The 22,646-nt window shown below is 70.6% G+C and carries 19 protein-coding genes; 14 read left to right on the plus strand and 5 right to left on the minus strand.

What is annotated here, in order from left to right:
* Positions 1-96: 96 nt before the first annotated feature.
* Positions 97-468, minus strand: a complete 372-nt coding sequence (locus E4099_RS03920; protein WP_135337498.1) for a VOC family protein — start codon at positions 466-468, stop codon at positions 97-99.
* Positions 469-625: 157 nt separating this feature from the next.
* Entirely contained in the window at positions 626-1,537 is a 912-nt protein-coding gene (locus E4099_RS03925) for a LysR family transcriptional regulator (protein ID WP_135337499.1), read from the minus strand.
* A 225-nt stretch (positions 1,538-1,762) separates the two neighbouring features.
* On the opposite strand from E4099_RS03925, the gene E4099_RS03930 reads away from it, so the two are divergent.
* From E4099_RS03930 to E4099_RS03945, 4 genes are all read left to right on the plus strand, one after another.
* Positions 1,763-2,110 carry a DoxX family protein gene (locus E4099_RS03930; protein ID WP_135337500.1) on the plus strand — a complete coding sequence of 116 codons (348 nt, stop codon included), beginning with the start codon at positions 1,763-1,765 and terminating at the stop codon, positions 2,108-2,110.
* Positions 2,111-2,221: 111 nt separating this feature from the next.
* Positions 2,222-2,626, plus strand: coding sequence for a hypothetical protein (locus tag E4099_RS03935; RefSeq protein ID WP_135337501.1), 405 nt, complete (start codon positions 2,222-2,224; stop codon positions 2,624-2,626).
* Between the two features lie 330 nt (positions 2,627-2,956).
* Positions 2,957-5,671 carry an aconitate hydratase AcnA gene (gene acnA, locus E4099_RS03940; RefSeq protein ID WP_135337502.1) on the plus strand — a complete coding sequence of 905 codons (2,715 nt, stop codon included), beginning with the start codon at positions 2,957-2,959 and terminating at the stop codon, positions 5,669-5,671.
* Between the two features lie 143 nt (positions 5,672-5,814).
* Positions 5,815-6,576 (plus strand): GNAT family N-acetyltransferase, encoded by a 762-nt coding sequence (locus E4099_RS03945; RefSeq protein WP_135337503.1) that lies wholly within the window; start codon positions 5,815-5,817, stop codon positions 6,574-6,576.
* 212 nt (positions 6,577-6,788) lie between these two features.
* Here the strand turns inward: E4099_RS03945 and E4099_RS03950 are convergent, their stop codons facing one another.
* Together E4099_RS03950 and E4099_RS03955 are read right to left on the minus strand one after the other, a co-directional pair.
* Complete coding sequence (locus E4099_RS03950; RefSeq protein ID WP_135337504.1) at positions 6,789-7,664, minus strand: FG-GAP repeat domain-containing protein; 876 nt, start codon at positions 7,662-7,664, stop codon at positions 6,789-6,791.
* Between the two features lie 302 nt (positions 7,665-7,966).
* Complete coding sequence (locus E4099_RS03955) at positions 7,967-8,479, minus strand: hypothetical protein (protein ID WP_135337505.1); 513 nt, start codon at positions 8,477-8,479, stop codon at positions 7,967-7,969.
* 363 nt (positions 8,480-8,842) lie between these two features.
* On the opposite strand from E4099_RS03955, the gene ngcE reads away from it, so the two are divergent.
* The 9 genes from ngcE (at position 8,843) to E4099_RS04000 (ending at position 21,165) form a co-directional block, all read left to right on the plus strand.
* Positions 8,843-10,279, plus strand: coding sequence for an N-acetylglucosamine/diacetylchitobiose ABC transporter substrate-binding protein (gene ngcE, locus E4099_RS03960; RefSeq protein ID WP_135337506.1), 1,437 nt, complete (start codon positions 8,843-8,845; stop codon positions 10,277-10,279).
* Positions 10,279-11,283, plus strand: a complete 1,005-nt coding sequence (locus E4099_RS03965; protein WP_135337507.1) for a carbohydrate ABC transporter permease — start codon at positions 10,279-10,281, stop codon at positions 11,281-11,283. The genes ngcE and E4099_RS03965 overlap by 1 nt, the downstream gene beginning before the upstream one ends.
* 130 nt (positions 11,284-11,413) lie before the next feature.
* The gene (locus tag E4099_RS03970) at positions 11,414-12,271 is read left to right on the plus strand and encodes a carbohydrate ABC transporter permease (protein ID WP_245244581.1); all 858 of its coding nucleotides are present in this window, start codon (positions 11,414-11,416) and stop codon (positions 12,269-12,271) included.
* 287 nt (positions 12,272-12,558) lie between these two features.
* Positions 12,559-13,758, plus strand: a complete 1,200-nt coding sequence (locus E4099_RS03975) for an ROK family transcriptional regulator (protein ID WP_135337508.1) — start codon at positions 12,559-12,561, stop codon at positions 13,756-13,758.
* Positions 13,759-13,958: 200 nt separating this feature from the next.
* The gene (locus tag E4099_RS03980; RefSeq protein WP_209446516.1) at positions 13,959-15,062 is read left to right on the plus strand and encodes a substrate-binding domain-containing protein; all 1,104 of its coding nucleotides are present in this window, start codon (positions 13,959-13,961) and stop codon (positions 15,060-15,062) included.
* Positions 15,063-15,279: 217 nt separating this feature from the next.
* Positions 15,280-16,068: an ATP-binding cassette domain-containing protein gene (locus tag E4099_RS03985; protein ID WP_135337509.1), complete on the plus strand. Its 789-nt coding sequence runs from the start codon at positions 15,280-15,282 to the stop codon at positions 16,066-16,068.
* Positions 16,065-17,345 carry a sugar ABC transporter permease gene (locus E4099_RS03990; RefSeq protein WP_135337510.1) on the plus strand — a complete coding sequence of 427 codons (1,281 nt, stop codon included), beginning with the start codon at positions 16,065-16,067 and terminating at the stop codon, positions 17,343-17,345. The genes E4099_RS03985 and E4099_RS03990 overlap by 4 nt, the downstream gene beginning before the upstream one ends.
* Before the next feature lie 181 nt (positions 17,346-17,526).
* The gene (gene dxs / locus E4099_RS03995; RefSeq protein ID WP_135337511.1) at positions 17,527-19,473 is read left to right on the plus strand and encodes a 1-deoxy-D-xylulose-5-phosphate synthase; all 1,947 of its coding nucleotides are present in this window, start codon (positions 17,527-17,529) and stop codon (positions 19,471-19,473) included.
* Positions 19,474-19,572: 99 nt separating this feature from the next.
* Complete coding sequence (locus tag E4099_RS04000) at positions 19,573-21,165, plus strand: amino acid permease (protein ID WP_135337512.1); 1,593 nt, start codon at positions 19,573-19,575, stop codon at positions 21,163-21,165.
* 16 nt (positions 21,166-21,181) lie between these two features.
* Here E4099_RS04000 and E4099_RS04005 read toward each other — a convergent pair whose 3' ends face one another.
* Positions 21,182-21,589 carry a PIN domain-containing protein gene (locus E4099_RS04005; RefSeq protein WP_135337513.1) on the minus strand — a complete coding sequence of 136 codons (408 nt, stop codon included), beginning with the start codon at positions 21,587-21,589 and terminating at the stop codon, positions 21,182-21,184.
* Positions 21,590-21,637: 48 nt separating this feature from the next.
* On the opposite strand from E4099_RS04005, the gene E4099_RS04010 reads away from it, so the two are divergent.
* Positions 21,638-22,646: PLL family lectin (locus tag E4099_RS04010; RefSeq protein ID WP_135337514.1), on the plus strand; the 1,009-nt coding region annotated here is incomplete at its 3' end.

Consider the following 22,646-nt stretch of genomic DNA (forward strand, 5'->3'; position numbering starts at 1 on the left):
CCGTACCGGCACGGCGGTGAACCGCTTGCGGCCAGGCGCCCGGCGGAAGTCGGCCGCGGGGACGGTCCGGGCGGTGCCGGTCCCGGCAGGCCGGGATCAGTTCGGCTTCAGCACCGCGAGCACATTGCCGGCCGGGTCCTTGAACCAGGCGATGTCCGGGCCCTCGCCGCGGGCGATGCCCTTGGCGTCCTGGTCGAAGCCCTCGTACCGCTCGAAGACGACCCCCCGCCGCACCAGTTCGTCGACGACCGGCTCCACGTCCTCCACCGGGAAGTTGAGGACGGTGAAGCCGGCCGGCCGGTGGTCCTCCTTGGGGTAGACCAGCACCGGCGCGCTGCCGGCGATGTGCAGCGTCAGCAGGCCGTGCCGCTCGCTCACCCGCAGCCCCAGCACCGTGTCGTAGAAGTCCTTGGCCTTGGCGATGTCGTCCACTGCGAAGCTGCTGAACGCCTTGGTGCTTCCGAACATGAGCCGGTGGTCCCTTCCGTCTCGCGGCCGCCGCCCCGCCGCGTCCTGCGCGGAAGGCGGGCTTCCCCACCAGTCTGCGGCCGGGCGGCGCCGTCCTCATCCGGTACGCGCCCGGCACCCGAGGTACGGGGAGCCGCGGCTCCGCGCGCGGGCGGCGTCAGGCGGTGGGGCCGCCGCTCGCCGAGCCGAGCTCCAGGCAGCAGCGGACGAACTCCCGCACCACCGGGTCGCCGTCGTCGGCGGGGGACCAGGCGACCCCGACCCGGCTGGGCCCGACCCCGCTGACCGGGCGGTAGACGATCCCGGGGCGGGCGTAGAAGCGGGCGGCGGACGCGGGGGCCAGGGCGATGCCGTAGCCGTTGGCGATCGCGCTCAGCCAATCGTCGGGCTGGTCGGTGACGGCGCCGATCCGCGCCGGCCGGCCCTGGCGCTCCTCGGTGGCCAGCCAGTACTCCCGCCACCGGCCCGACTCGGCCGGGGCGGCCACGAACGGCTCGTCCCACAGCTCCCGGAAGGCGATCAGCTCGCGGCCGGCCAGCGGGTGCCCGGCCGGCAGCGCGATCCAGCGGTCCTCGCTGAACAGCACCTCCACCCGCAGCGCCTGCTGACCGGGGAAGGGCAGCCGCAGGAGGGCGACGTCCACGTCGCCCTCGGCGAGTCCGGCGCTCGGATCCGACCAGGCGGCCTGCCGCATCTCGACGCGCCAGCCCGGGCGCCGGCGGCCGAACTCGGCGACGATCCGCGAGGTCGCCTCATTGGCGGCGCTGGCCAGGAAGCCGACGCGCAGCACCCGGGCCGCCCGGTCGGCCGCGCCCCTGGTCTCCCGCAGGGTCCGGTCCCACTCCGCCAGCAGGGCGGGAGCCCGCTGGGCCAGGGTCCGCCCCGGTTCGGTCAGGGCCATCCCGGCCCGGGAGCGGGTGAACAGCGGGACCCCGAGCCGCCCCTCCAACTGCCGGATCTGCTTGGTCAGCGCCGGCTGGGAGACATACAGCCGCTCCGCGGCACGGGTGAGGCTCCCCTCCTCGGCCACGGCGACGAAGGAGCGCAGCAACCGGGTGTCCACATCCATGCCGGCAGGTTATAGAAGCAGGTATTGGACGCCAAGGAGGGGCTCGGCAAGGCTGGTGGCACGAGCTGGGCAGCGGTTCGCCGCGGTCCTGGGCCACCCCTGCGGGCAGTGGAGCGCCGGGCGCCGCCACCGTCCGCGCGGCAGCCGGGCCGCGGCGGCGCTGCCGGCGCCTCAGGCGTGCACCCGCGGGGCTCACCGCACCGATGTGTTCGAGAGGAGAGGCGCATGCCCACCGCCTGTCTGGTCATCACCTGTGCCGCGATCGCGGCCCATGCCGGGATCGCCGTCGCCGACCTGCTGAAAGCCCGTTTCGTGCTGGCCAACTCGGCGGAGGTGGGGGTTCCGGCGTCCTGGCTGCCCTGGCTGGCCGCGCTCAAGGCCGCGGGCGCCGGCGGGCTGCTGCTGGGGCTGCTGGGGGTCCCGTACATCCGCGTCGCCGCCGCGGTGGGGCTGGTGCTGTTCTATGTCGGCGCCATGGTCTTCCATGTCCGCTCCCGCGTCTACCGCACCATCGCGTTCCCCGGCGGCTACCTGGGGGTGTCCGTCGCGGTCCTGGTGTGCGCGGTGGCGTGACAGGCGCTCACCGGTGAGGAAACCGCTGGAGTGGCGTGCGTCCAGCAGGGGATGAAGAATCCTTCTTAGCCCTGGCCGTGCCGGCCGGCGGTGGCAGACACCGGAGGTGGCATGACCGATCCGGAAACGATCCTCGGGCAGGCGCGCCAAGGCCCCGTACCAGCGGATTGGCACGTCTTCACCAAGAAGCGCGGGAAACTGTCCGGCTTCTTCCACGGGACATCGGATGATCCGGACCCGCTCCTGGTCATCACCCCTGACACCGCCGTCGAATACACGAGTGAGCACAAGCCGCTGACGATCGTCGATTTCCGAGATCTCGCGGGAATCACGCTGCAGGTGCGCGGAAGCACCTTCTCCGACAGTTCGACCGTGAGCATCTCGGTGTGGATCGACCTCGCCTACAGCAACGGCGGAAAGTCCAAGTGGCGGTCCTCGTCCTTCGCGAACAACGCGCAGGCGGTTCAGGCCTTCATCGAAGCCTACGGCGCCCACAAGGCCCTTCAGGGACGCTGACGCACGTGCCGGGACGCCGGCGGTGGCCGTCGGCTCGTCCGCCTCGGTGGCCCCGTCGACCTGCCGCGCCGGCGCGGGCTCGATCGAGCCGCTGGGGGCCGCACGCGGCCGCGGTGTCCAAGCGGGTGTGCCGGCGGAGGGGCGGGGCAGCACATGACCCGGCGGCGTCGATGTACTAGGGTTATCTCGACATCGAGATATCTGCCGAGAGACGTACCGCGTCCACTCTCGGTAAGGCGAGCCTAAGTTAGGCATACCTTATCGAATGGGCAAGGCCCTGCGACGGCAGGATTGCGGTGGTACGCGAGATCACGCAAGAAGGAGACTGCCGTGTCGGCGAACAGCTTCGACGCCCGCAGCACGCTGCAGGTGGGCGACGAGTCGTACGAGATCTTCCGGCTGGACAAGGTAGAGGGCTCGGCCCGGCTGCCGTACAGCCTCAAGGTCCTCCTGGAGAACCTGCTCCGCACCGAGGACGGCGCGAACATCACCGCCGACCACATCCGCGCGCTCGGCGGCTGGGACTCCCAGGCCCAGCCGAGCCAGGAGATCCAGTTCACGCCGGCCCGCGTGATCATGCAGGACTTCACCGGTGTGCCCTGTGTGGTGGACCTCGCCACCATGCGCGAGGCCGTCAAGGAGCTCGGTGGCGACCCGGCGAAGATCAACCCGCTGGCGCCGGCCGAGCTGGTCATCGACCACTCGGTGATCGCCGACAAGTTCGGCACCCCGGACTCCTTCGCGCAGAACGTCGAGCTGGAGTACGGCCGCAACAAGGAGCGCTACCAGTTCCTGCGCTGGGGCCAGACCGCCTTCGACGAGTTCAAGGTCGTCCCGCCGGGCACCGGCATCGTCCACCAGGTCAACATCGAGCACCTGGCCCGCACGGTCATGGTCCGGGGCGGCCAGGCCTACCCCGACACCCTGGTCGGCACCGACTCGCACACCACCATGGTCAACGGCCTCGGTGTGCTGGGCTGGGGCGTCGGCGGCATCGAGGCCGAGGCCGCGATGCTGGGCCAGCCGGTCTCCATGCTCATCCCGCGGGTCGTCGGCTTCAAGCTGACCGGCGAGCTGCCCACCGGCACCACCGCCACCGACCTGGTGCTCACCATCACCGAGATGCTGCGCCGGCACGGTGTGGTCGGCAAGTTCGTCGAGTTCTACGGTGAGGGCGTCGCCGCCACCTCGCTGGCCAACCGCGCCACCATCGGCAACATGTCGCCGGAGTTCGGTTCCACCGCCGCGATCTTCCCGATCGACGACGAGACCCTGAACTACCTGCGTCTGACCGGCCGCAGCGAGCAGCAGGTCGCGCTGGTCGAGGCGTACGCCAAGGAGCAGGGCCTGTGGCTGGACCCGGCCGCCGAGCCGGACTTCTCCGAGAAGCTGGAGCTGGACCTGTCGACGGTCGTCCCGTCGATCGCCGGCCCCAAGCGCCCGCAGGACCGCATCATCCTGGCCCAGGCCGCGCAGCAGTTCGAGCGCGATGTGCTCAACTACGTCTCCGACGGCGACGAGGCGGGCCAGGAGTCCTTCCCGGCCTCCGACGCCCCGGCCCCCGCCAACGGCGTGCCGACCCGCCCGACCACGGTCACCGCCCCCGACGGCTCGACCTACGAGATCGACCACGGCGCGGTCACCGTCGCCGCGATCACCTCCTGCACCAACACCTCGAACCCGTACGTCATGGTCGCCGCCGCCCTGGTGGCCAAGAAGGCGGTCGAGAAGGGCCTGTCCCGCAAGCCGTGGGTGAAGACCACGCTCGCCCCGGGCTCCAAGGTCGTCATGGACTACTACGACCGGGCCGGCCTCACTCCGTACCTCGACAAGATGGGCTTCAACCTCGTCGGCTACGGCTGCACCACCTGCATCGGCAACTCCGGCCCGCTGCCGGAGGAGGTCTCCAAGGCGGTCAACGACCACGACCTCGCCGTCACCTCGGTGCTCTCCGGCAACCGCAACTTCGAGGGTCGGATCAACCCCGACGTCAAGATGAACTACCTGGCCTCCCCGCCGCTGGTCGTCGCGTACGCCATCGCCGGCTCCATGAAGGTGGACATCACCAAGGACGCGCTGGGCACCGACAACGAGGGCAACCCGGTCTACCTCAAGGACATCTGGCCCTCCGAGGCCGAGGTCAACGAGGTCGTCGCCTCCGCGATCGGCCAGGACATGTTCTCCAGCTCCTACCAGGACGTCTTCGCGGGCGACGCCCAGTGGCAGGCGCTGCCGATCCCGACCGGCAACACCTTCGAGTGGGACCCGCAGTCCACCTACGTGCGCAAGCCCCCGTACTTCGAGGGCATGACGATGGACCCGGCCCCGGTCGCGGACATCACCGGCGCCCGGGTGCTCGCCAAGCTGGGCGACTCGGTCACCACCGACCACATCTCCCCGGCGGGTGCCATCAAGGCCGACACCCCGGCCGGCAAGTACCTCACCGAGCACGGTGTGGAGCGCCGCGACTTCAACTCGTACGGCTCCCGCCGCGGCAACCACGAGGTGATGATCCGCGGCACCTTCGCCAACATCCGCCTGCGCAACCAGATCGCGCCGGGCACCGAGGGCGGCTTCACCCGCGACTTCACCCAGGACGGCGCTCCGGTGTCGTTCATCTACGACGCCTCCCAGAACTACCAGGCCGCCGGCATCCCGCTGGTCGTCCTGGCGGGCAAGGAGTACGGCTCCGGCTCCTCCCGCGACTGGGCCGCCAAGGGCACCGCGCTGCTCGGCGTCAAGGCCGTCATCGCCGAGTCCTACGAGCGCATCCACCGCTCGAACCTCATCGGCATGGGCGTGCTGCCGCTCCAGTTCCCGGAGGGCGCCTCGGCCGAGAGCCTGGGCCTGACCGGCGAGGAGACCTTCTCCTTCACCGGCATCACCGAGCTGAACGACGGCAGCACCCCGCGCACCGTCAAGGTGACCACGGACACCGGCGTCGAGTTCGACGCGGTCGTCCGCATCGACACCCCCGGTGAGGCGGACTACTACCGCAACGGCGGCATCATGCAGTACGTGCTGCGCTCGCTGATCCGCAAGTAAGCGGGTCGCCACGACCGTGGCAGCGAAACGGGCCGCACTCCCGGGAGGGGGTGCGGCCCGTCGGCTTGGCCCGCCAGGTGGCCCAGCCGGGTCGCAAGGAATTGGCCCGTGCGAGGGGCCAATTCCGCACTAATGTAGACGCCATGACAACCGGATCCACTTCGATCGACCAGCCCACGACCCCGGCCCAGGCGGCGACGGGTCAGGCCCGCCACTCCGCCGCCTTCTGGACCGCGATCGGCCGAAGCCGGGGGCATGAGGTGATCCGGCGCCGCGGATTCGTCGCGGCCTGCGGCGACGAGCGGGCGGGCACGCGGATCCTGATCCAGGAGCCCGACCTCGACCCGGGTGAACTGGCCGAGTTGAGCGAGCTGGCCCGCCAGGCCGCGGGCCCGGTGAACGCCGAGGATCCGTTCGGCTCGACCGACCTGAGCCACCTGGGCATGCGCAACTGGCAGATGCCGATCATGCTGCGCCCGCCCGGGCCGGTCGGTGAACCGGCGCTGGACGTGATCCGGGTACGGCGGCCCGAGGACCTCCAGGCGGCCGAGCGGATCGTGATCGAGGGCTTCGAGCTGACCGGATTCGAGCCCTACCGCCCCGGCGAGCTGTTCCCGATGGCACTGATCGGGCAGCCGGGCGTGGATGTGTTCCTCGCCTTGTGCGACGGTGTGGCCGCGGGAGCCTGCGTCAGCATCGTGGACGACGGTGTCGGCGGCCATTACTGGGTCGGTACCTCGCCCGCGTTCCGGTCGCGCGGTGTGGGCCGGGCCGTCATGCTCGGCTCCCTCGCCCACCTCGCGGAGCTGCCGCTCACCCTCACCGCTTCGAAGCTGGGCAGGCCGCTGTACGAGTCGCTGGGTTACACCGCCGCGACGCCCTCGACCTGGTGGGCCTCTCTCTAGGAGACAGCGTCGCGGTGAGGCCCGCCGGCTCACCGGTTCCCCGCGGGGCCGCACGAGCGCATGGTCAAGACGGCCGGTGACGCACACGGCGCGGCTCGGACGCCGGTGAGGCCGGCGAGCGGGTCGAGGCGGACTGGGACGAGGGCGGGCCGCACCCCCCGGGGAGGGGGTGCGGCCCGCTTCATGTCCGGGTTCGGCCGGGTGGCCGGTGATCAGAACAGCTGGACGTACTGGTTCCAGCCGGAGTTGCCGATCTTCTTCTTCGTCTTGAACGGCGCGGACGCCTTGCCGGTGCCGGTGTAGAGCCACAGGGCGCCGGCCTTGTCGCGGGCCAGCAGGTCGGCCTTGCCGTCGAAGGTCAGGTCGCCGGTGGACAGCAGGTGGTTGAACTGGTTCCAGCCACCGCCGACCAGGGTGCGCTTGGCGAACGGCTTCTTGTAGTCGCCGGTGCCCTTGTACAGCCACAGCTTCCCGGCCCGGTCGGCGGCCACCAGGTCGGCCTTGCCGTCACCGGTCAGGTCGCCCTGGCCCGCCATCTGGGTGTACGTGTTCCAGCCCGGGCCGACCCGCTTGCGGCCGGTCAGTGTGTGGTCGTCCTTGGCCAGGTAGAGCCAGAGCACACCGGAGCGGTCCCGGGCCAGCAGGTCCGCCTGGCGGGCGCCGCCCACGTTGCCCACCGAGCGCAGCAGGTCGTACTGGGCCCAGTCGCCCGGGATCCAGGTGGTTTCGGAGCCGTTGCTGTAGCCCAGGGTGTGGCTGAGGGTGCGGAAGTAGAGCCCGGTCTTCTTGCCGTCGGCGATCTGCACCGAGGCGTCCAGGCTCTGCCAGCTGTCGGTCACCAACTGGCGGGGCTTCAGGCCGCCGCGGCCGTTGGGCTGGTACTGGTACAGGTCGCCGGAGACGACCGAGCCGTTGAGCGGCAGGATCGGGGCGGGGGTCGGCGCGGTGGCCTTCCGCGCGGTCTTCACAGGGGCCGGGACAGCCGCGTCGGCGACTGTGGCGGAGGTGCCGATCAGTGCGGCGGCTATCGCCGCGGTCGTCAGCCGCGCCAGGGTGCGGCCGCGGTGACGGCCAGGAACTCGGACCACGTAGTACTCCCAACGAGTGATCAGTGGAGTGCGCGGCGCCGCGTGTTCAGGGGCGGGCCACGCCGGCTCCGAGATCTTTTCACGTGATCTTTACCGGCAACAGGTTTACGGCGCCGGTGTGGTGGGAGTCCGCGCGCGCTCGGGAGCGTGACCCGGGCGGAGGGGCCTCGCGCATCGCGGGCTCCAGGGTGCCGCCGTACGCCGGCACACGCGCGGGGCCGCGCCCGAAGACGGGCGCGGCCCCGTGGAGGTCCGTGCGGTGTGGCACCCGGGCCGCGTGCGGTCCGGGTCCGGAGGGGGCGTCAGCCGGCGGCGGCCTTCTTGTTGGCGAGAGTGATCTTGCAGGTCTTGGCCTTCTTGCCGGCGTCCGCCTTGAGGCCCTTGATCGTCACCGTCTTCGAGCCCTTCCCGTCCACCAGGATGCTGCCGGTGGATATGCCGCTGGTGACGATCTCGTCGTCCTTGTCCGTGAAGGCCACCCAAATGCTGTAGTCCTGCTTGGTCGAAGAGGAATTCTTGATCTTCACCTGGGCGTAGGGCATATTTCCCGAATCCCAACCGCAGTCCCCCATGCGGACATCCGGGGTGACCAGGGGATTGCCCCCGGTCGGCTCGTCCGAGGGCTCGTCGGTGGGCGGCGGAGTGGTGGGCGGCGCCGTGGGCTTGACGGGCAGTTCGGCCATGGCCTTGCCGATCGCCGCGCCGCTCTTGCCGTCGTCGGCCGACGACCCGCCATCGGAGCCGCAGCCCGCGGTGAGCGCCAGGACCGCGGTTATCGCCGCGGTGGTGGCAAGGGGAAGCTTCTTTCGGGCCACAGGGAGCCGCCTCTCGAATCCAGGTCCGCACGGCAACACGCCGTTGGGGCTTCAGTCCCCTACGGTATGTCGAACAGGTCTCAACTCGGGAAAGACTGCCGACCAATAACGCTACCGATCTTGCCCAGCCGTGGAAAAGTGGACTATACCTGTCGGGTCCGAGCGGCCGTTCCACACGGCAGCCGGCCCGGGGGAGGGCGGCTCTGGTCAGCCACGCCGCTCCTACGCACCCGCTCCCGGCGCCCCACCATCAGCACCACTCAGCTTCACGCTCCAACTGACACGCGGTGTCGGGCCCCTCGCCGGAGGCGAGTGCTTTACGGGAGCCGGTCACCGCCTAGTTTCGAAGGCGAGGACTTGAGCATGGGATTCACTTCGGATGTCGGCCGCCGAGATCTGATCAAGCGATCTGCTGCGCTCGGGCTGATCACCGTGCCGTCCATCGGTCTGGTGTCCGCCTGCGCGAGTGGTGGCGACAGCGACGGCAACGCGGTGGAGAAGGGCAAGAAATCCACCAAGAACCCCCTCGCCGTCAATGAGAGCGCTCCCCTCGACGTCGTCATCTTCGATGGTGGTCTGGGGCAGCAGTACGCCAAGGACGCCGAGCAGGAGTACGCGAAGGCGTACCCGAAGGCCGCCGACAAGATCAAGCATTCGGCCACCCAGAAGATCCAGACCACCCTGCAGCCGCGTTTCAACGGCGGCACCCCGCCGGATCTGATCGACAATTCCGGTGCCGAGCAGATGGACTTCTCCACCCTGGTCGGCAAGGAGCAGCTGACCGACCTCACCCCGTTGCTGGACGCCCCCTCGATCGACGACCCCAGCAAGAAGGTGCGCGACACGCTGCGCCCCGGGGTGGTGGAGATGGGCCAGTTCTCCGGGAAGCCGGTCTGGATCATCTACTACGCCTACACCGTCTACGGCGTCTGGCACTCGAAGTCGGTGCTCCGGAAGAACGACTGGGAGTACCCGAAGACCTGGGACGAGATGCTCGCCCTGTGCGCCGACGCCAAGAAGAAGGGCATCGCCGGCTGGACCTACCCGGGCAAGTACCCGTACTACCTGCCGTTCAGCCTGTACCCGTTCATCGCCAAGATCGGCGGGCGGGAGGTCATGGACTCCATCGACAACCTGGAGCCCAACGCCTGGAAGCACCCCGCCGTCAAGGCCGCCTTCGACGCGTACTACGAGCTGTACCGCAAGGGCTACATCCTCAAGGGCTCCCCGAGCCTGAGCCACATCGAGGCGCAGACCGCCTGGAACCAGGGCAAGGTGCTGTTCATCCCGAACGGCTCCTGGGTGGAGAACGAGTCCAAGAAGACCACGCCCGACGACTTCGAGATGTCCGTGGGCGCCCCGTCCAGCCTGGACCAGGGCGACAAGATGCCGTACGGCACCATCTGGGCCTCCGGCAGTGAGCCGTTCATCGTGCCCAGGAACGCCAAGAACCCGGTGGGCGGCATGGAGCTGCTGCGCATCATGCTGGGGAAGAAGTCCTCGCAGAACTTCATCCGGCAGGTCTCCTCGCTGACCTCCTTCAACGGCGGCACCGACGGCCTCTCCCTGAGCTCCGGGCTGACCTCCGCTCAGGAGGCGCTCACCCAGGCCGGCGACAACGTGGTCAACCCGCGGATCCAGGACTGGTACGTGGCGCTGCAGAAGCAGCAGATCGGCATCGGCGCGCTGGGCGAGATGATGGCGGGCCGGATGACCCCCGTCGAGGCGATCAAGAAGATCCAGAAGTTCGCCGACGACACCGCCAAGGACGACTCCGTCGCCAAGTTCAAGCACGTCTGATGAAGACCGGTGCGTCCCCGGCGGTACCGGCCGCCGGGGCGGATCCAACCAGGAGCCCGGTGCGGCGCCCGCCGCACCGGTTCCTCCGGTGGTACCGGAAGTACGGGTTCGTGGCGGGGTTCCTGGCGGCCCCGCTGGCGATCTACGCGATCTTCGTGATCTCCCCGTTCGTACAGGCGATCTACTACTCGTTCACCGACTGGACCGGACTGAGCTCGAACTTCAAGATGGTCGGGTTCAAGAACTACGACTGGCTGCTGCACGACGACCTGTTCTGGACGGCGGTCGGCCACAACATCCTGCTGCTGCTGGTGCTGCCCCTGGTCACGCTGGGGCTGGGGCTGTTCTTCGCCTTCATGCTGAACGTCGGCGGCCGGCGCCGGCGGAACGCGGCGGTCTCCGGAGTGCGCGGGGCCGGCGTCTACAAGATCGTCTACTTCTTCCCGCAGGTGCTGTCCATCGCGATCGTCGCGCTGCTGTTCCAGTACACCTACAACCCGCGCGACGGCATGCTCAACGCCGCGCTGGACGCGGTGGGCCTGGACTCGCTGGAGCAGCTGTGGCTGGGCGATCCCGACCTGGCCCTGTGGTGCCTGATGGCCGTGATGGTCTGGAGCAACGTCGGCTTCTACGTGGTGCTCTTCTCGGCGGGCATGAGCTCCATCCCCCGGGACTTCTACGAGGCCGCGCTGCTGGACGGCGCCAACCGCTTCCACACCTTCTTCCGGGTCACCCTGCCGCTGCTGTGGGACACCGTGCAGACCGGCTGGATCTACATGGGCATCATCGCGCTGGACGCCTTCGCGGTGGTGCAGATCATGACCGTGGGACCGGGCGGCCCGGCCGACTCCACCGAGGTCATGGGCTACTACGTCTACACCAAGACGTTCCGCGACGGACAGGCCGGTCGGGCGACGGCCATCGGGGTGGCGATGCTGGTGGTCACCCTGATCTTCGCGGTGATCGTGTCCCGGCTCGGCCGGCGTGAACGGCTGGAGTACTGATGCCGACCGCACAGCGGCGCCCCGACCGCCGCATGACCGCAGACCTGGGGGTGCCTCGGTGACCGCGCAAGCAGAACCCTCCGAACTCGGGGGTGTGATCCGCAAGGACGAGGCGCCGGAGGCCGGACCGCTGCCCGGACCGGCGACGGCCGGCCGGACCGGCGGCGAGGGCCGGGTGCTGAACGTCTTCTCGCACGGGGTGCTGGTGATCTGGGCCCTGATGGTCACCCTGCCCCTGCTGTGGGCGGTGATGAGCTCGCTGAAGACCGACAACGAGATCCTCACCTCGCCCTGGGGGCTCCCCAACAGCCTCCACTTCGAGAACTGGTCGCGGGCCTGGAGCAAGTCGAACATCGGCGACTACTTCCTCAACACCGTGGTGGTGGTCGGCTGCTCGCTGTTCGGCACCATGCTGCTCGGCTCGATGGCCGCCTATGTGCTGGCCCGCTTCGAGTTCCCGGGCAAGCGGATCGTCTACTTCACCTTCGTCGGGGGCATGAGCTTCCCGATCATCCTGGCCCTGGTGCCGCTGTTCTACGTCATGAAGAACATGGCGCTGCTCAACACCTTCCACGGGCTGATCCTGGTCTACATCGCCTACTCACTGCCGTTCACCGTCTTCTTCCTCACCTCCTTCTTCAAGACCCTGCCCACCTCGGTGGCGGAGGCGGCGATGCTCGACGGGGCCTCGCAGACCCGCACCTTCTTCCAGGTGATGCTGCCCATGGCGAAGCCCGGACTGATCAGTGTCGGGATCTTCAACTTCCTGGGGCAGTGGAACCAGTACATGCTGCCCACGGTGCTCAACACCGGTGACAACAAGGTCCTCACCCAGGGCCTGGTGGAACTCGCCGCCAGCCAGCAGTACCGGGGGGACTGGTCCGCACTCTTCGCCGGACTGGTGCTGGCCATGCTGCCGGTCCTCGGCGTCTACATCATCTTCCAGCGCCAGGTGCAGGCCGGCCTCACCGCCGGGGCGCTCAAATAGCCCACCCCCTGATCGGCCCGTCGGCCCGCCGGCCCGCTGACGTGAACATCTGAAGACAGACGTCGCCGCGGCGGCACCGAAACACCACATTCGGCGCCGCCGCTGTGGCGTGGGTCACGCACGCCCTGCCGCGCCCCCGGTGCAAGCGGGCTCCTCGAGGTCTTGACGGAGGACGACCAGGCTGGGTCGACTTAGAGTTCACATGTTGGAGACACTGCCGGATCCCATCGCCGTGATCCGGGAGCGCGCGGTTGTCGTGCCGTACGTCGAGGCGGGAGTGGATGGGCGTGGAGACTCCGGGATCGCAGTCATCGCTGCACCGGGCCAATCTTGAGCGGGTGGTGCGCGCGGTGCGCATGGCGGGCTCACTGACGCAGGCGGAGATCGCCCGCACGACCGGGCTGTCGGCGGCCACCGTCTCCAACATCGTCCGGGAGCTCAAGGAGGGCGGCACGGTCGAGGTCACCCCGACCTCGGCGGGCGGCCGGCGGGCGCGCAGCGTCTCGCTCAGCGGGGACGCGGGCCTGGTGGTCGGCGTGGACTTCGGCCACACCCACCTGCGGGTGGCGGTGGGCAACCTGGCCCACCAGGTGCTCGCCGAGGAGTCCGAGCCGCTGGATGTCGACGCCTCCGCCGCCCAGGGGCTGGACCGGGCGGAGCGCCTGGTCAGCCGCCTGATCGCGGACACCGGCAGCAGCGCGGACAAGGTCATCGGGGTGGGGCTGGGGGTGCCGGGCCCGATCGACGTGGGGTCCGGGGTGCTGGGCTCGACCGCGATCCTGCCCGGTTGGGCGGGCACCAATCCCCGCGACGAGCTGGCCTCCCGGCTCGGGGTCCCGGTGCACGTGGACAACGACGCCAACCTGGGCGCCCTCGGCGAGCTGGTCTGGGGCGCCGGCCGGGGGGTCGCGGACCTGGCGTACATCAAGGTGGCCAGCGGGGTCGGCGCCGGACTGGTGATCAGCGGGCAGATCTACCGGGGGCCGGGTGGCACCGCCGGCGAGATTGGGCACATCACCCTGGACGAGTCCGGGCCGGTGTGCCGCTGCGGCAACCGCGGCTGCCTGGAGACCTTCACGGCCGCCCGCTATGTGCTGCCGTTGCTGCACTCCAGCCACGGAACCGATCTGACGGTGGAGCGCATGGTGCGGCTGGCCTCGGAGGGCGACCCCGGCTGCCGCCGGGTGGTGGCGGACGTGGGCCGGCACATCGGCAGCGGTGTGGCCAACCTCTGCAACCTGCTCAACCCCAGCCGGGTACTGCTCGGCGGCCATCTGGCCGAGGCCGGCGACCTGGTGCTCAACCCGATCCGCGAGTCGGTGGCGCGGTACGCCATCCCCAGCGCCGCCGGTCAGCTGTCGGTGATGCCGGGCGCGCTCGGCGGCCGGGCCGAGGTGCTGGGCGCGCTGGCGCTGGTGCTCAGCGAGATGGGCGATGCCCCGCTGCTGGACGGCGTGGGGGCGGCGGGAGTGGCGGCGCAGGGCTGACAGGGGCGCGCAGAGCGCCGAACTCCCCGACGATCGGCCGGCTGGGAGGGCCGGCCATGCGGTGCTGAGTTCAGACAGCTTACGAATGGCACCGTTGCCATCTCGTTAAGAATTTACTTCTTGACGCCAACAGTGAGGCCGAGTTGACTTTCCGTCACCTCGGCCGCTTTGACGCGGCCTCGTCAGGGAGGTCACCCCACATGAGCGCTTCCGTGCGTCGTTTCGCCATGGCCACCGCCGCCATATCGATGGCCGCCGCCCTCGCCGCCTGTGGTACCGCCAAGGAAGCCGGCGACAAGAAGGACACGGTCAAGAAGAAGAAGTCCGGCCCGCTCTCCATCGCCCTGCTCCTGCCCGAGGACCAGACGGCGCGCTACGAGAAATTCGACCGACGCCTGATCACCAAGCACGTCAAGGAGCTGTGCGCCGACTGCACCGTGCACTACGCCAACGCCAAGTCGGACGTCGCCGGCCAGCAGCAGCAGATGGACTCCATGATCACCAAGGGCGTGGACGTGATCATCCTGGACGCGGTGGACTCCAAGTCCGCCGCCGGATCGGTCAAGAAGGCCGACAAGGCGGGCATCCCGGTCGTCGCCTATGACCGGCTCGCCGAGGGCCCGGTCTCCGCCTACACCTCCTTCGACAACGAGGAGGTGGGCAAGGTCCAGGGCAGGGCGCTGCTCAAGGCCCTGGGCGCCAAGGCCGGCGACGGCGAGATCGTCATGCTCAACGGCTGGGAGGCCGACCCCAACTCCGCCTCGTACAAGAAGGGCGCGCTCTCCGTCCTGGAGGGCAAGGTCAAGATCGGCAAGTCCTACGACGTGGACCGCTGGCTGGCCGAGAAGGCCAACGAGAACATGGCCGGCGCGATCTCCTCGCTGGGCAAGGACAAGATCATCGGCGTCTACGCCGCCAACGACAACATGGCCGGCGGCGCCATCACCGCGCTCAAGAGCGGCGGTGTCGACCCGCTGCCCCCGGTCACCGGCCAGGACGCCGAGCTCGCCGGCGTGCAGCGGGTGCTCAGCGGCGACCAGTACATGAGCGTGTACAAGCCGTACGAGCCGGAGGCCGCGGCCGCCGCCGAGATGGCCATCGCCCTCGGCCGCGGCGCGAAGGTCGACGCCGCCGGCACCGTGGACAGCCCCACCACCAAGGGCATTCCGGCCACCTTGATCACCCCGATCGCGCTGACCAAGGAGAACGTCAAGGACACGATCGTCAAGGACGGCCTGTGGCCGGTCGACAAGATCTGCACGGCCAAGTACGCGGCGGCCTGCCGGGCGGCGGGCCTGAAGTGACCTGGACGCTCCGCTGGGGTGCGCCTGTGTACTGCGGGTTGGCTGTGGTTGGTCGCGCAGTTCCTCCCCCAGACTCCGTCCGGGGGGACCCCCAGCGCCCCTTGCGGGGCGCCCCGCCGGCGGCGGGCCCGCCCGTGAACAGTCGCCGGGGGGACCGGCTCGCCACGTCCCCCGCGATCCGCGGGGCCGGAGGGCCGGCCCCTGCCCAAGATCGGAGATGGCCATCGTGCCGAACGAACCCGTACTGGCCCTGCGCGGGATCTCCAAGCGCTTCGGCGCCGTCCAGGCGCTCACCGAGGTGCATCTGGAGGTCCACGCGGGCGAGGTGGTCGCCCTGGTCGGCGACAACGGCGCCGGCAAGTCCACCCTCGTCAAGACCATCGCCGGGGTCGGTCCCGCCGACGGCGGCGTCATCGAGTGGTGCGGGCGCCCCGTCCAGGTGAACCGCCCGCACGACGCCCAGGAGCTGGGCATCGCCACCGTCTACCAGGACCTCGCGCTCTGCGACAACCTCGACGTCGTCGGCAACCTCTTCCTCGGACGGGAGATCCGCCGCGCCGGGGTGCTCGACGAGATCGAGATGGAGCGCCGCTCCCGCGAACTGCTGCACACCCTCTCCATCCGCATCCCCAGCGTCCGGATCCCCGTGGCGGCTCTCTCCGGCGGCCAGCGGCAGACCGTGGCGATCGCCCGCTCCATGCTCGGCGAGCCCCGGCTGGTGATCCTCGACGAGCCGACCGCCGCCCTGGGCGTGGAGCAGACCGCCCAGGTGCTCGACCTGGTGGAGCGGCTGCGCGAGCGGGGCCTGGCGGTCATCCTCATCAGCCACAACATGGCCGACGTCAAGGCGGTCGCGGACACCGTGGCGGTGCTCCGGCTGGGCCGCAACAACGGCACCTTCGACGTCGCGTCCACTTCTCAGGAAGAGATCGTCTCCGCCATCACCGGCGCCACGGACAACGCCGTGACCCGCCGCAGGGCGCGCACCGCGGAGGTCGGCCGATGACCGGCGACATCATCGAGAAGGACAGCCCGAAGGACGAGGCGGCCGCGCGGGGCGCGGTCGCCGCGGTGGACCCCCGGCTGCTGGTACGCGAGGAGGGCCTGAAGGGCTATCTGCTCGAGTTCTGGCGCAAGCTGCGCGGCGGCGACCTCGGTTCGCTGCCGGTGGTCGTGGGCCTCGCCGCCATCTGGGCCGTCTTCCAGTGGCGGGACGACGCCTTCCTCTCCCCGAAGAACCTCTCCGACCTGTCCATCCTGATCGTCGGCACCGGTCTGATCTCGGTCGGCGTGGTCTTCGTGCTGCTGCTCGGGGAGATCGACCTGTCGGTGGGCTCGCTCAGCGGCCTGGCCGCCGCCATCGTCGCCGTGCTCAGCGTCAACCACGGGGTGCCCGAGTGGCTGGCGGTGCTGGCCGCGCTCGGCGCCGGCGCGGTACTCGGCGCGCTGCACGGCGTCTTCTTCGCCAAGATCGGCGTGCCCGCCTTCGTGGTCACCCTGGCCGGACTGCTGGCCTGGGAGGGCCTCAAGCAGCAGGTACTGGGCACCACCGGCAGCATCAGCATGGACGAGGACGGCTTCGTGGCCTCCCTCACCTCGCACTACTTCAGCCAGGTGGCCGCCGCCTACGGTGCGGCCGGCCTCGCGGTGGCCGGGTACTTCCTGGCACAGTTCCTGGACGCCCGGCGGCGCCGGGCCGCGGGCATCCCGTTCCGTCCGATGGCCGACATCCTGGTACGCACCGGGGTGCTGGCGGTCCTCCTCCTCGCCGCGGCCTGGAAGCTCAACGAGTACATGGGGCTGCCGCTGGCTCTGGTGATCTTCGTGGTGGTGCTGGTCCTCTTCGACTTCGTACTGCGCCGCACCCCCTACGGCCGCAAGGTCCTCGCGCTCGGCGGCAACGTCGAGGCCGCCCGCCGCGCCGGTATCAACGTGGACCTGGTGCGTATCTCGGTCTTCGCGCTGTCCGGGCTGATGGCCGCCTGCGGCGGACTGATCATCGCCTCCCGGATCACCTCGGCGGCCCAGAGCGCCGGTACCGGCACCCTGCTGATGGAGGCCATCGCGGCGGCCGTGATCGGCGGCACCAGTCTCTTCGGCGGACGCGGGAGTGTGTGGTCGGCGCTGCTGGGCATGCTGGTGATCGGCTCGATCGCCTCCGGGATGGCGCTGCTGGGCATCGCCACCTCCGTACAGAACATGATCACCGGCGGGGTGCTGCTGGCCGCCGTGGTGATCGACTCGGTCTCCCGCCGCACCCAGCGCTCGGCGGGACGCGGCTGACCCGCCGCGCCGGGAGACCCCGGGATGTGCCCGGTGCCGTTCCCCGGACCGGCCCCGGGTACACCCGCGCCGGCGGCCCGCCGCGTCATGGCTCACATGGCCCGGGTCGATCAGCCCGGGCGCGGGTAGAACATTAGACTCATCAGACCGGCCATGCCCGATCGATTGCAAGGAGGCACGGGTGCTGCTGACCCGCATCAGGGGACCGCGCGATCTGGACCGGCTCTCCCCAGGCCAGCTGGACCAGCTCGCGGCGGAGATCCGCACCTTCCTGGTCGAAGAGGTCTCCAAGACCGGCGGTCACCTCGGGCCCAACCTCGGCGTGGTCGAGCTGACCATCGCCCTGCACCGGGTCTTCCACAGCCCCAGGGACAAGGTGCTCTTCGACACCGGGCACCAGTCGTATGTGCACAAGCTGCTCACCGGGCGGCAGGACTTCTCCAAGCTCAAGGGCAAGGGCGGACTCTCCGGCTACCCCAGCCGCGCCGAGTCCGAGCACGACGTCATCGAGAACAGCCACGCCTCCACCGTCCTGGGCTGGGCCGAGGGCATCGCCAAGGCCAACGAGGTGCTCGGCCGGCGGGACCACCACGTGGCCGCGGTGATCGGGGACGGCGCGCTCACCGGCGGCATGGCCTGGGAGGCGCTGAACAACATCGCCGCCGCCAAGGACCGCCCGCTGGTCATCGTGGTCAACGACAACGAGCGGTCCTACGCGCCCACCATCGGCGGCCTCGCCAACCACCTGGCCACCTTGCGCACCACCGACGGCTACGAGCGTTTCCTGGCCCGCGGCAAGGACATCCTGGAGCGCACCCCGGTGGTCGGCCGGCCGCTCTACGAGACGCTGCACGGCGCCAAGAAGGGGCTCAAGGACTTCATCGCCCCGCAGGGCATGTTCGAGGACCTGGGGCTGAAGTACGTCGGCCCCATCGACGGCCACGACATCGAGGCCCTGGAGTCCGCGCTCCAGCGCGCCAAGCGCTTCAACGGGCCGGTCATCGTGCACTGCCTCACCGAGAAGGGCCGCGGCTACCAGCCCGCCCTCCAGGACGAGGCCGACCGCTTCCATGCCGTCGGCAAGATCCACCCGGACACCGGGCTGCCGATCTCCGCCTCCGGCGCCGACTGGACCTCGGTCTTCGGCGAGGAGATGGTCAAGCTCGGCGAGGAGCGCCAGGACATCGTGGCGATCACCGCCGCCATGCTCCAGCCGGTGGGCCTGGACAAGTTCGCCAAGCGCTTCCCGGACCGGGTCTACGACGTGGGCATCGCCGAGCAGCACGCGGCGGTCTCGGCGGCGGGGCTGGCCACCGGCGGGCTGCACCCGGTGTTCGCCGTCTACGCCACCTTCCTCAACCGCGCCTTCGACCAGGTGCTGATGGACGTGGCGCTGCACAGGTGCGGGGTGACCTTCGTCCTGGACCGGGCCGGCATCACCGGCACCGACGGGGCCAGCCACAACGGCATGTGGGACATGTCGATCCTCCAGGTGGTGCCCGGGCTGCGGATCGCCGCCCCGCGCGACGCCGACCAGGTACGGGCCCAGCTGCGCGAGGCCGTCCAGGTGAGCGACGCTCCCACCGTGGTCCGCTACTCCAAGGGCGCCGTCGGCCCCGCGGTCGAGGCGGTCGGCCGGGTCGGCGGCATGGACGTGCTGCGCCGGCCGGCCACCGAGCGGCCGGACGTCCTGCTGGTCTCGGTCGGCGCGCTGGCCCCGATGTGCCTGGAGATCGCCGACCTGCTGGACAAGCAGGGCATCTCCACCACCGTGGTCGACCCGCGCTGGGTCAAGCCGGTCGACGAGGCGCTGCCCGCGCTCGCCGCCCGCCACCGGGTGGTGGTCACCGTCGAGGACAACATCCGGGTGGGCGGCGTCGGTTCCGCCGTGTCCCAGGCCCTGCGCGACGCGGGGGTGGACATCCCGCTGCGCGACTTCGGCATCCCGCCGCGCTTCCTCGACCACGCCTCCCGCAAGGAGGTGCTGGCCGAGATCGGGCTGACCGCCCCGGACATCGCCCGCCAGGTCACCGGTCTGGTCTCGCGCATCGACGGGCGACTCGACGCGGGCGCCGCCGACGCCGAGGGCGCCGCCAGCTCCCACGCCTCGTCCACCACCCTCAACTGAGCCGACCCTCGGCGACCGGGCCGGTCGGCGCGCCAGGCACCCTTCGCGGGCGCTGCGCCGACCGGCCCAGTGCGTGGTGCGCCCGGCGCACTCGTACGGATGAAACGCGCCTCGCGGCGCAGCGTGCGCGCTCCGGCTCCCCGCCGGTTGCCAGAACCTTGGCGCGGACGGGCGAAGCGTGGAGGTGTGCCGGTGAGCACCAAGGTACCGAGCGGCGGCCGAGGTGCCCGCAGCTGGTTCCGGACCAAGTCGATCGAGCGGTCCATTCAGGACACCGAGGAGCCGGAGCACCGGCTCGACCGCTCGCTGTCCGCCTTCGACCTCACCGTCTTCGGTGTCGGTGTCATCATCGGCACCGGCATCTTCGTGCTCACCGGTTCGGTCGCCAGGACGCAGGCCGGTCCCGCCACCGCCCTCGCCTTCGTGGTCGCCGGCGTGGTGTGCGCGCTGGCCGCGCTCTGCTACGCCGAGTTCGCCTCCACGGTGCCGGTCGCCGGTTCGGCCTACACCTTCGCGTACGCCTCGATCGGCGAGCTGCCGGCCTGGATCATCGGCTGGGACCTGGTGCTGGAGTTCGCCCTGGGCACCGCGGTGGTGGCGGTCGGCTGGTCCGGCTACGTGCGCTCGCTGATGGACAACGCCGGATGGAGCCTGCCCAAGGTCCTCCAGGGCACCGACGCGGTGTCAGGCGTCGGCTTCGACCTGCTGGCCTTCCTGCTGGTGCTGGCGCTCACCGGCATCCTGGTGCTGGGCATGAAGCTGTCCGCGCGGCTCACCGGCATCATCGTGGGGATCAAGGTGACGGTGGTGCTGCTGGTCATCATCGCCGGGGCGTTCTTCGTCGACACCGCCAACTACCACCCCTTCATCCCGGAGGCGCAGGGCCAGGCCGGCGCCTCCGGGCTCAGCGCCCCGCTGATCCAGCTGATGTTCGGCTACCAGCCCACCCACTTCGGCGTGCAGGGCATCTTCACCGCGGCGGCCGTGGTCTTCTTCGCCTTCATCGGCTTCGACGTGGTGGCCACCGCCGCCGAGGAGACCCGGCATCCGCAGCGCGACATGCCGCGCGGCATCATCGGCTCGCTGCTGATCTGCACCACGCTCTACGTGGCGGTGTCGCTGGTGGTCACCGGCATGCAGAAATACACCGAGCTGACGGTGGACGCCCCGCTCGCGGACGCCTTCAAGGCCACCGGGCACCCCTGGTACGCGGGTCTGATCAGCTTCGGCGCCGCGGTGGGCCTCACCAGCGTGTGCATGATCCTGCTGATGGGCCAGACCCGGGTGTTCTTCGCGATGAGCCGGGACGGGCTGCTGCCGCGCTTCTTCTCCCGGGTCCACCCGCGCTATTCCACCCCGTACCGCTCCACCGTGCTGCTGGGCGTGATCATCGCGATCGTGGCCGGTTTCACCAGCATCTCCGAGCTGGCCGAACTGGTGAACATCGGCACCCTGTTCGCGTTCACGGTGGTGGCGGCCGGTGTGCTGGTGCTGCGCCGCACCCGCCCCGACCTGCCCCGCGCCTTCCGCACCCCGTGGGTGCCGGTGCTCCCGATCGCCTCGATCGCAGCCTCCACCTGGCTGATGCTCAATCTGCCGGCCGAGACCTGGGTGCGGTTCGCGGTGTGGATGCTGATCGGCTTCGCCGTCTACTTCCTGTACGGGCGCGGCCACAGCCTGATGGAGCGCTGAGCCGCCCCGTCCGTACTCAGTCCGGCCGCACCGTGCGCGGCCCGGTCACCTCGGCGCCCAGCGCCGCCACCCGCCCGCGCAGCTCCCGGTCGGCCGTCACCACCAGGCAGGGCCGGCCCGGCGCCCGGGCCGCCGCCTCCGCCACGATCCGGTCGTCGCCGCTGCCCTCCGCGGCCACCACGCGTACCGCGTCCACCGAGGCGACCTCGCGGGCGGCCCCCTCCACCACCAGCAGCAACTCCAGCGGCGCCCCGACCGCCCAGCCGGGCAGCCCGGCACGCTCCGGCAGGCCGTGCCACGCGTAACCGGCCAGCCGGTCCCGCAGCCGCTCGGCCGCCGCGCGCCGATCCCGCCACCAGCCGTCGGGCACCGAACCCACGACGTTGGCCGCATCGACGATGACCAGGGGCACTTGGGCTGCCATGCGAAATATTATGGGCCGTATTCGAACGGGAAAGGTTGGCGGCGAGCCATGGCGTTGCGGTTGCTCCGCGGCAGGGACGGTCGGCTCACGGCCTTCGCCGCGGTACCGGGCGGGGTCACCCGCTGGACCGAGACCCGGCCCGGTGGGCCGGAGTGGACCGGTCCCCGGGTGTTCGAGACGCCCGGTCTGGACGAGGTCACGGTGGCCCAGGGCCGTGACGGATACATCCAACTCATCGGCCTGCGGCGCAAGGCGGCGGGTGCGGAGCGCACCGATGTGGAGGTCGTGCACGCCACGCAGTTCCAGAGCGGCCGGGCGATGACCGGCTGGCACTCCCTGGGCACCCCGCACCCCAAGGACTGGCGCAAGGCGCAGCGGATCGGCGCGCCGACCGCGGCCGTGGACGGCACCGGGGCGGCGCACGTCTTCGTACGGAACGCGGGCGGCGGCGTCAGCGCCCGATCGCAGAACGGCAAGGGAGCCTGGGGGCCGTGGATCGACCTCAAGGGCAGGGAGCTGGTGGCCGGGCTGACCGCCACCGCCACCGGCGAGGGGCGGGTGGAGCTGCTGGCCCCGGCCGCCGAGGCCGTCCTGCGCTGGTACCAGCCGGAGCCCGGAGGTGCGCTGCGGCGGGCCGAGGACATACCCGCGGCGCCCCGGCCCGGGTCGGTGTCCGCGGTGGAGAGCAGCCGCGACACCATCACCCACTACTGGCGCGACGACCCCACCGGGGCGCTGCTGGCCTGGCGGGCCGAGGGCCGGGAGCCGGTGCCGCTCGGCGGCCGGCCCGGAACCGGGCCGGTGGCGCTGGCCCACGCCGTGGTGGACGGCCACGACTGCACGGTGCTGGCCCAGCAGGACAACAGGTCCGGCCGGCTCGCGGTCGCCGCCTATCCCTGCGAGGACGAGGCGGCCGGGGTGTGGTGGACCGAGACCGGGGAGGTCGGCGCGGCGCAACCGGCGTTGGCCCTGGACGGGCGGGGCCGGGTGGTGCTGGCGGCCCTGGGCCCGGACGGGGGGCTGCGGGTGGCGCGGCAGAAGACCGACGAGGGGGGGT

It is taken from the genome of Streptomyces palmae (assembly GCF_004684805.1).
GTDB lineage: Bacteria > Actinomycetota > Actinomycetes > Streptomycetales > Streptomycetaceae > Streptomyces > Streptomyces palmae.

Excerpts from the sequence above, each read along its gene's own strand:
- E4099_RS03920 (WP_135337498.1), bottom strand. The coding sequence starts at position 468 with ATGTTCGGAAGCACCAAGGCGTTCAGCAGCTTCGCAGTGGACGACATC.
- E4099_RS03925 (WP_135337499.1), bottom strand. The coding sequence starts at position 1,537 with ATGGATGTGGACACCCGGTTGCTGCGCTCCTTCGTCGCCGTGGCCGAG.
- E4099_RS03930 (WP_135337500.1), top strand. The coding sequence starts at position 1,763 with ATGCCCACCGCCTGTCTGGTCATCACCTGTGCCGCGATCGCGGCCCAT.
- E4099_RS03935 (WP_135337501.1), top strand. The coding sequence starts at position 2,222 with ATGACCGATCCGGAAACGATCCTCGGGCAGGCGCGCCAAGGCCCCGTA.
- E4099_RS03945 (WP_135337503.1), top strand. The coding sequence starts at position 5,815 with ATGACAACCGGATCCACTTCGATCGACCAGCCCACGACCCCGGCCCAG.
- ngcE (WP_135337506.1), top strand. The coding sequence starts at position 8,843 with ATGGGATTCACTTCGGATGTCGGCCGCCGAGATCTGATCAAGCGATCT.
- E4099_RS03965 (WP_135337507.1), top strand. The coding sequence starts at position 10,279 with ATGAAGACCGGTGCGTCCCCGGCGGTACCGGCCGCCGGGGCGGATCCA.
- E4099_RS03980 (WP_209446516.1), top strand. The coding sequence starts at position 13,959 with ATGAGCGCTTCCGTGCGTCGTTTCGCCATGGCCACCGCCGCCATATCG.
- E4099_RS03985 (WP_135337509.1), top strand. The coding sequence starts at position 15,280 with ATGGCCATCGTGCCGAACGAACCCGTACTGGCCCTGCGCGGGATCTCC.
- E4099_RS03990 (WP_135337510.1), top strand. The coding sequence starts at position 16,065 with ATGACCGGCGACATCATCGAGAAGGACAGCCCGAAGGACGAGGCGGCC.
- E4099_RS04000 (WP_135337512.1), top strand. The coding sequence starts at position 19,573 with ATGAAACGCGCCTCGCGGCGCAGCGTGCGCGCTCCGGCTCCCCGCCGG.
- E4099_RS04005 (WP_135337513.1), bottom strand. The coding sequence starts at position 21,589 with ATGGCAGCCCAAGTGCCCCTGGTCATCGTCGATGCGGCCAACGTCGTG.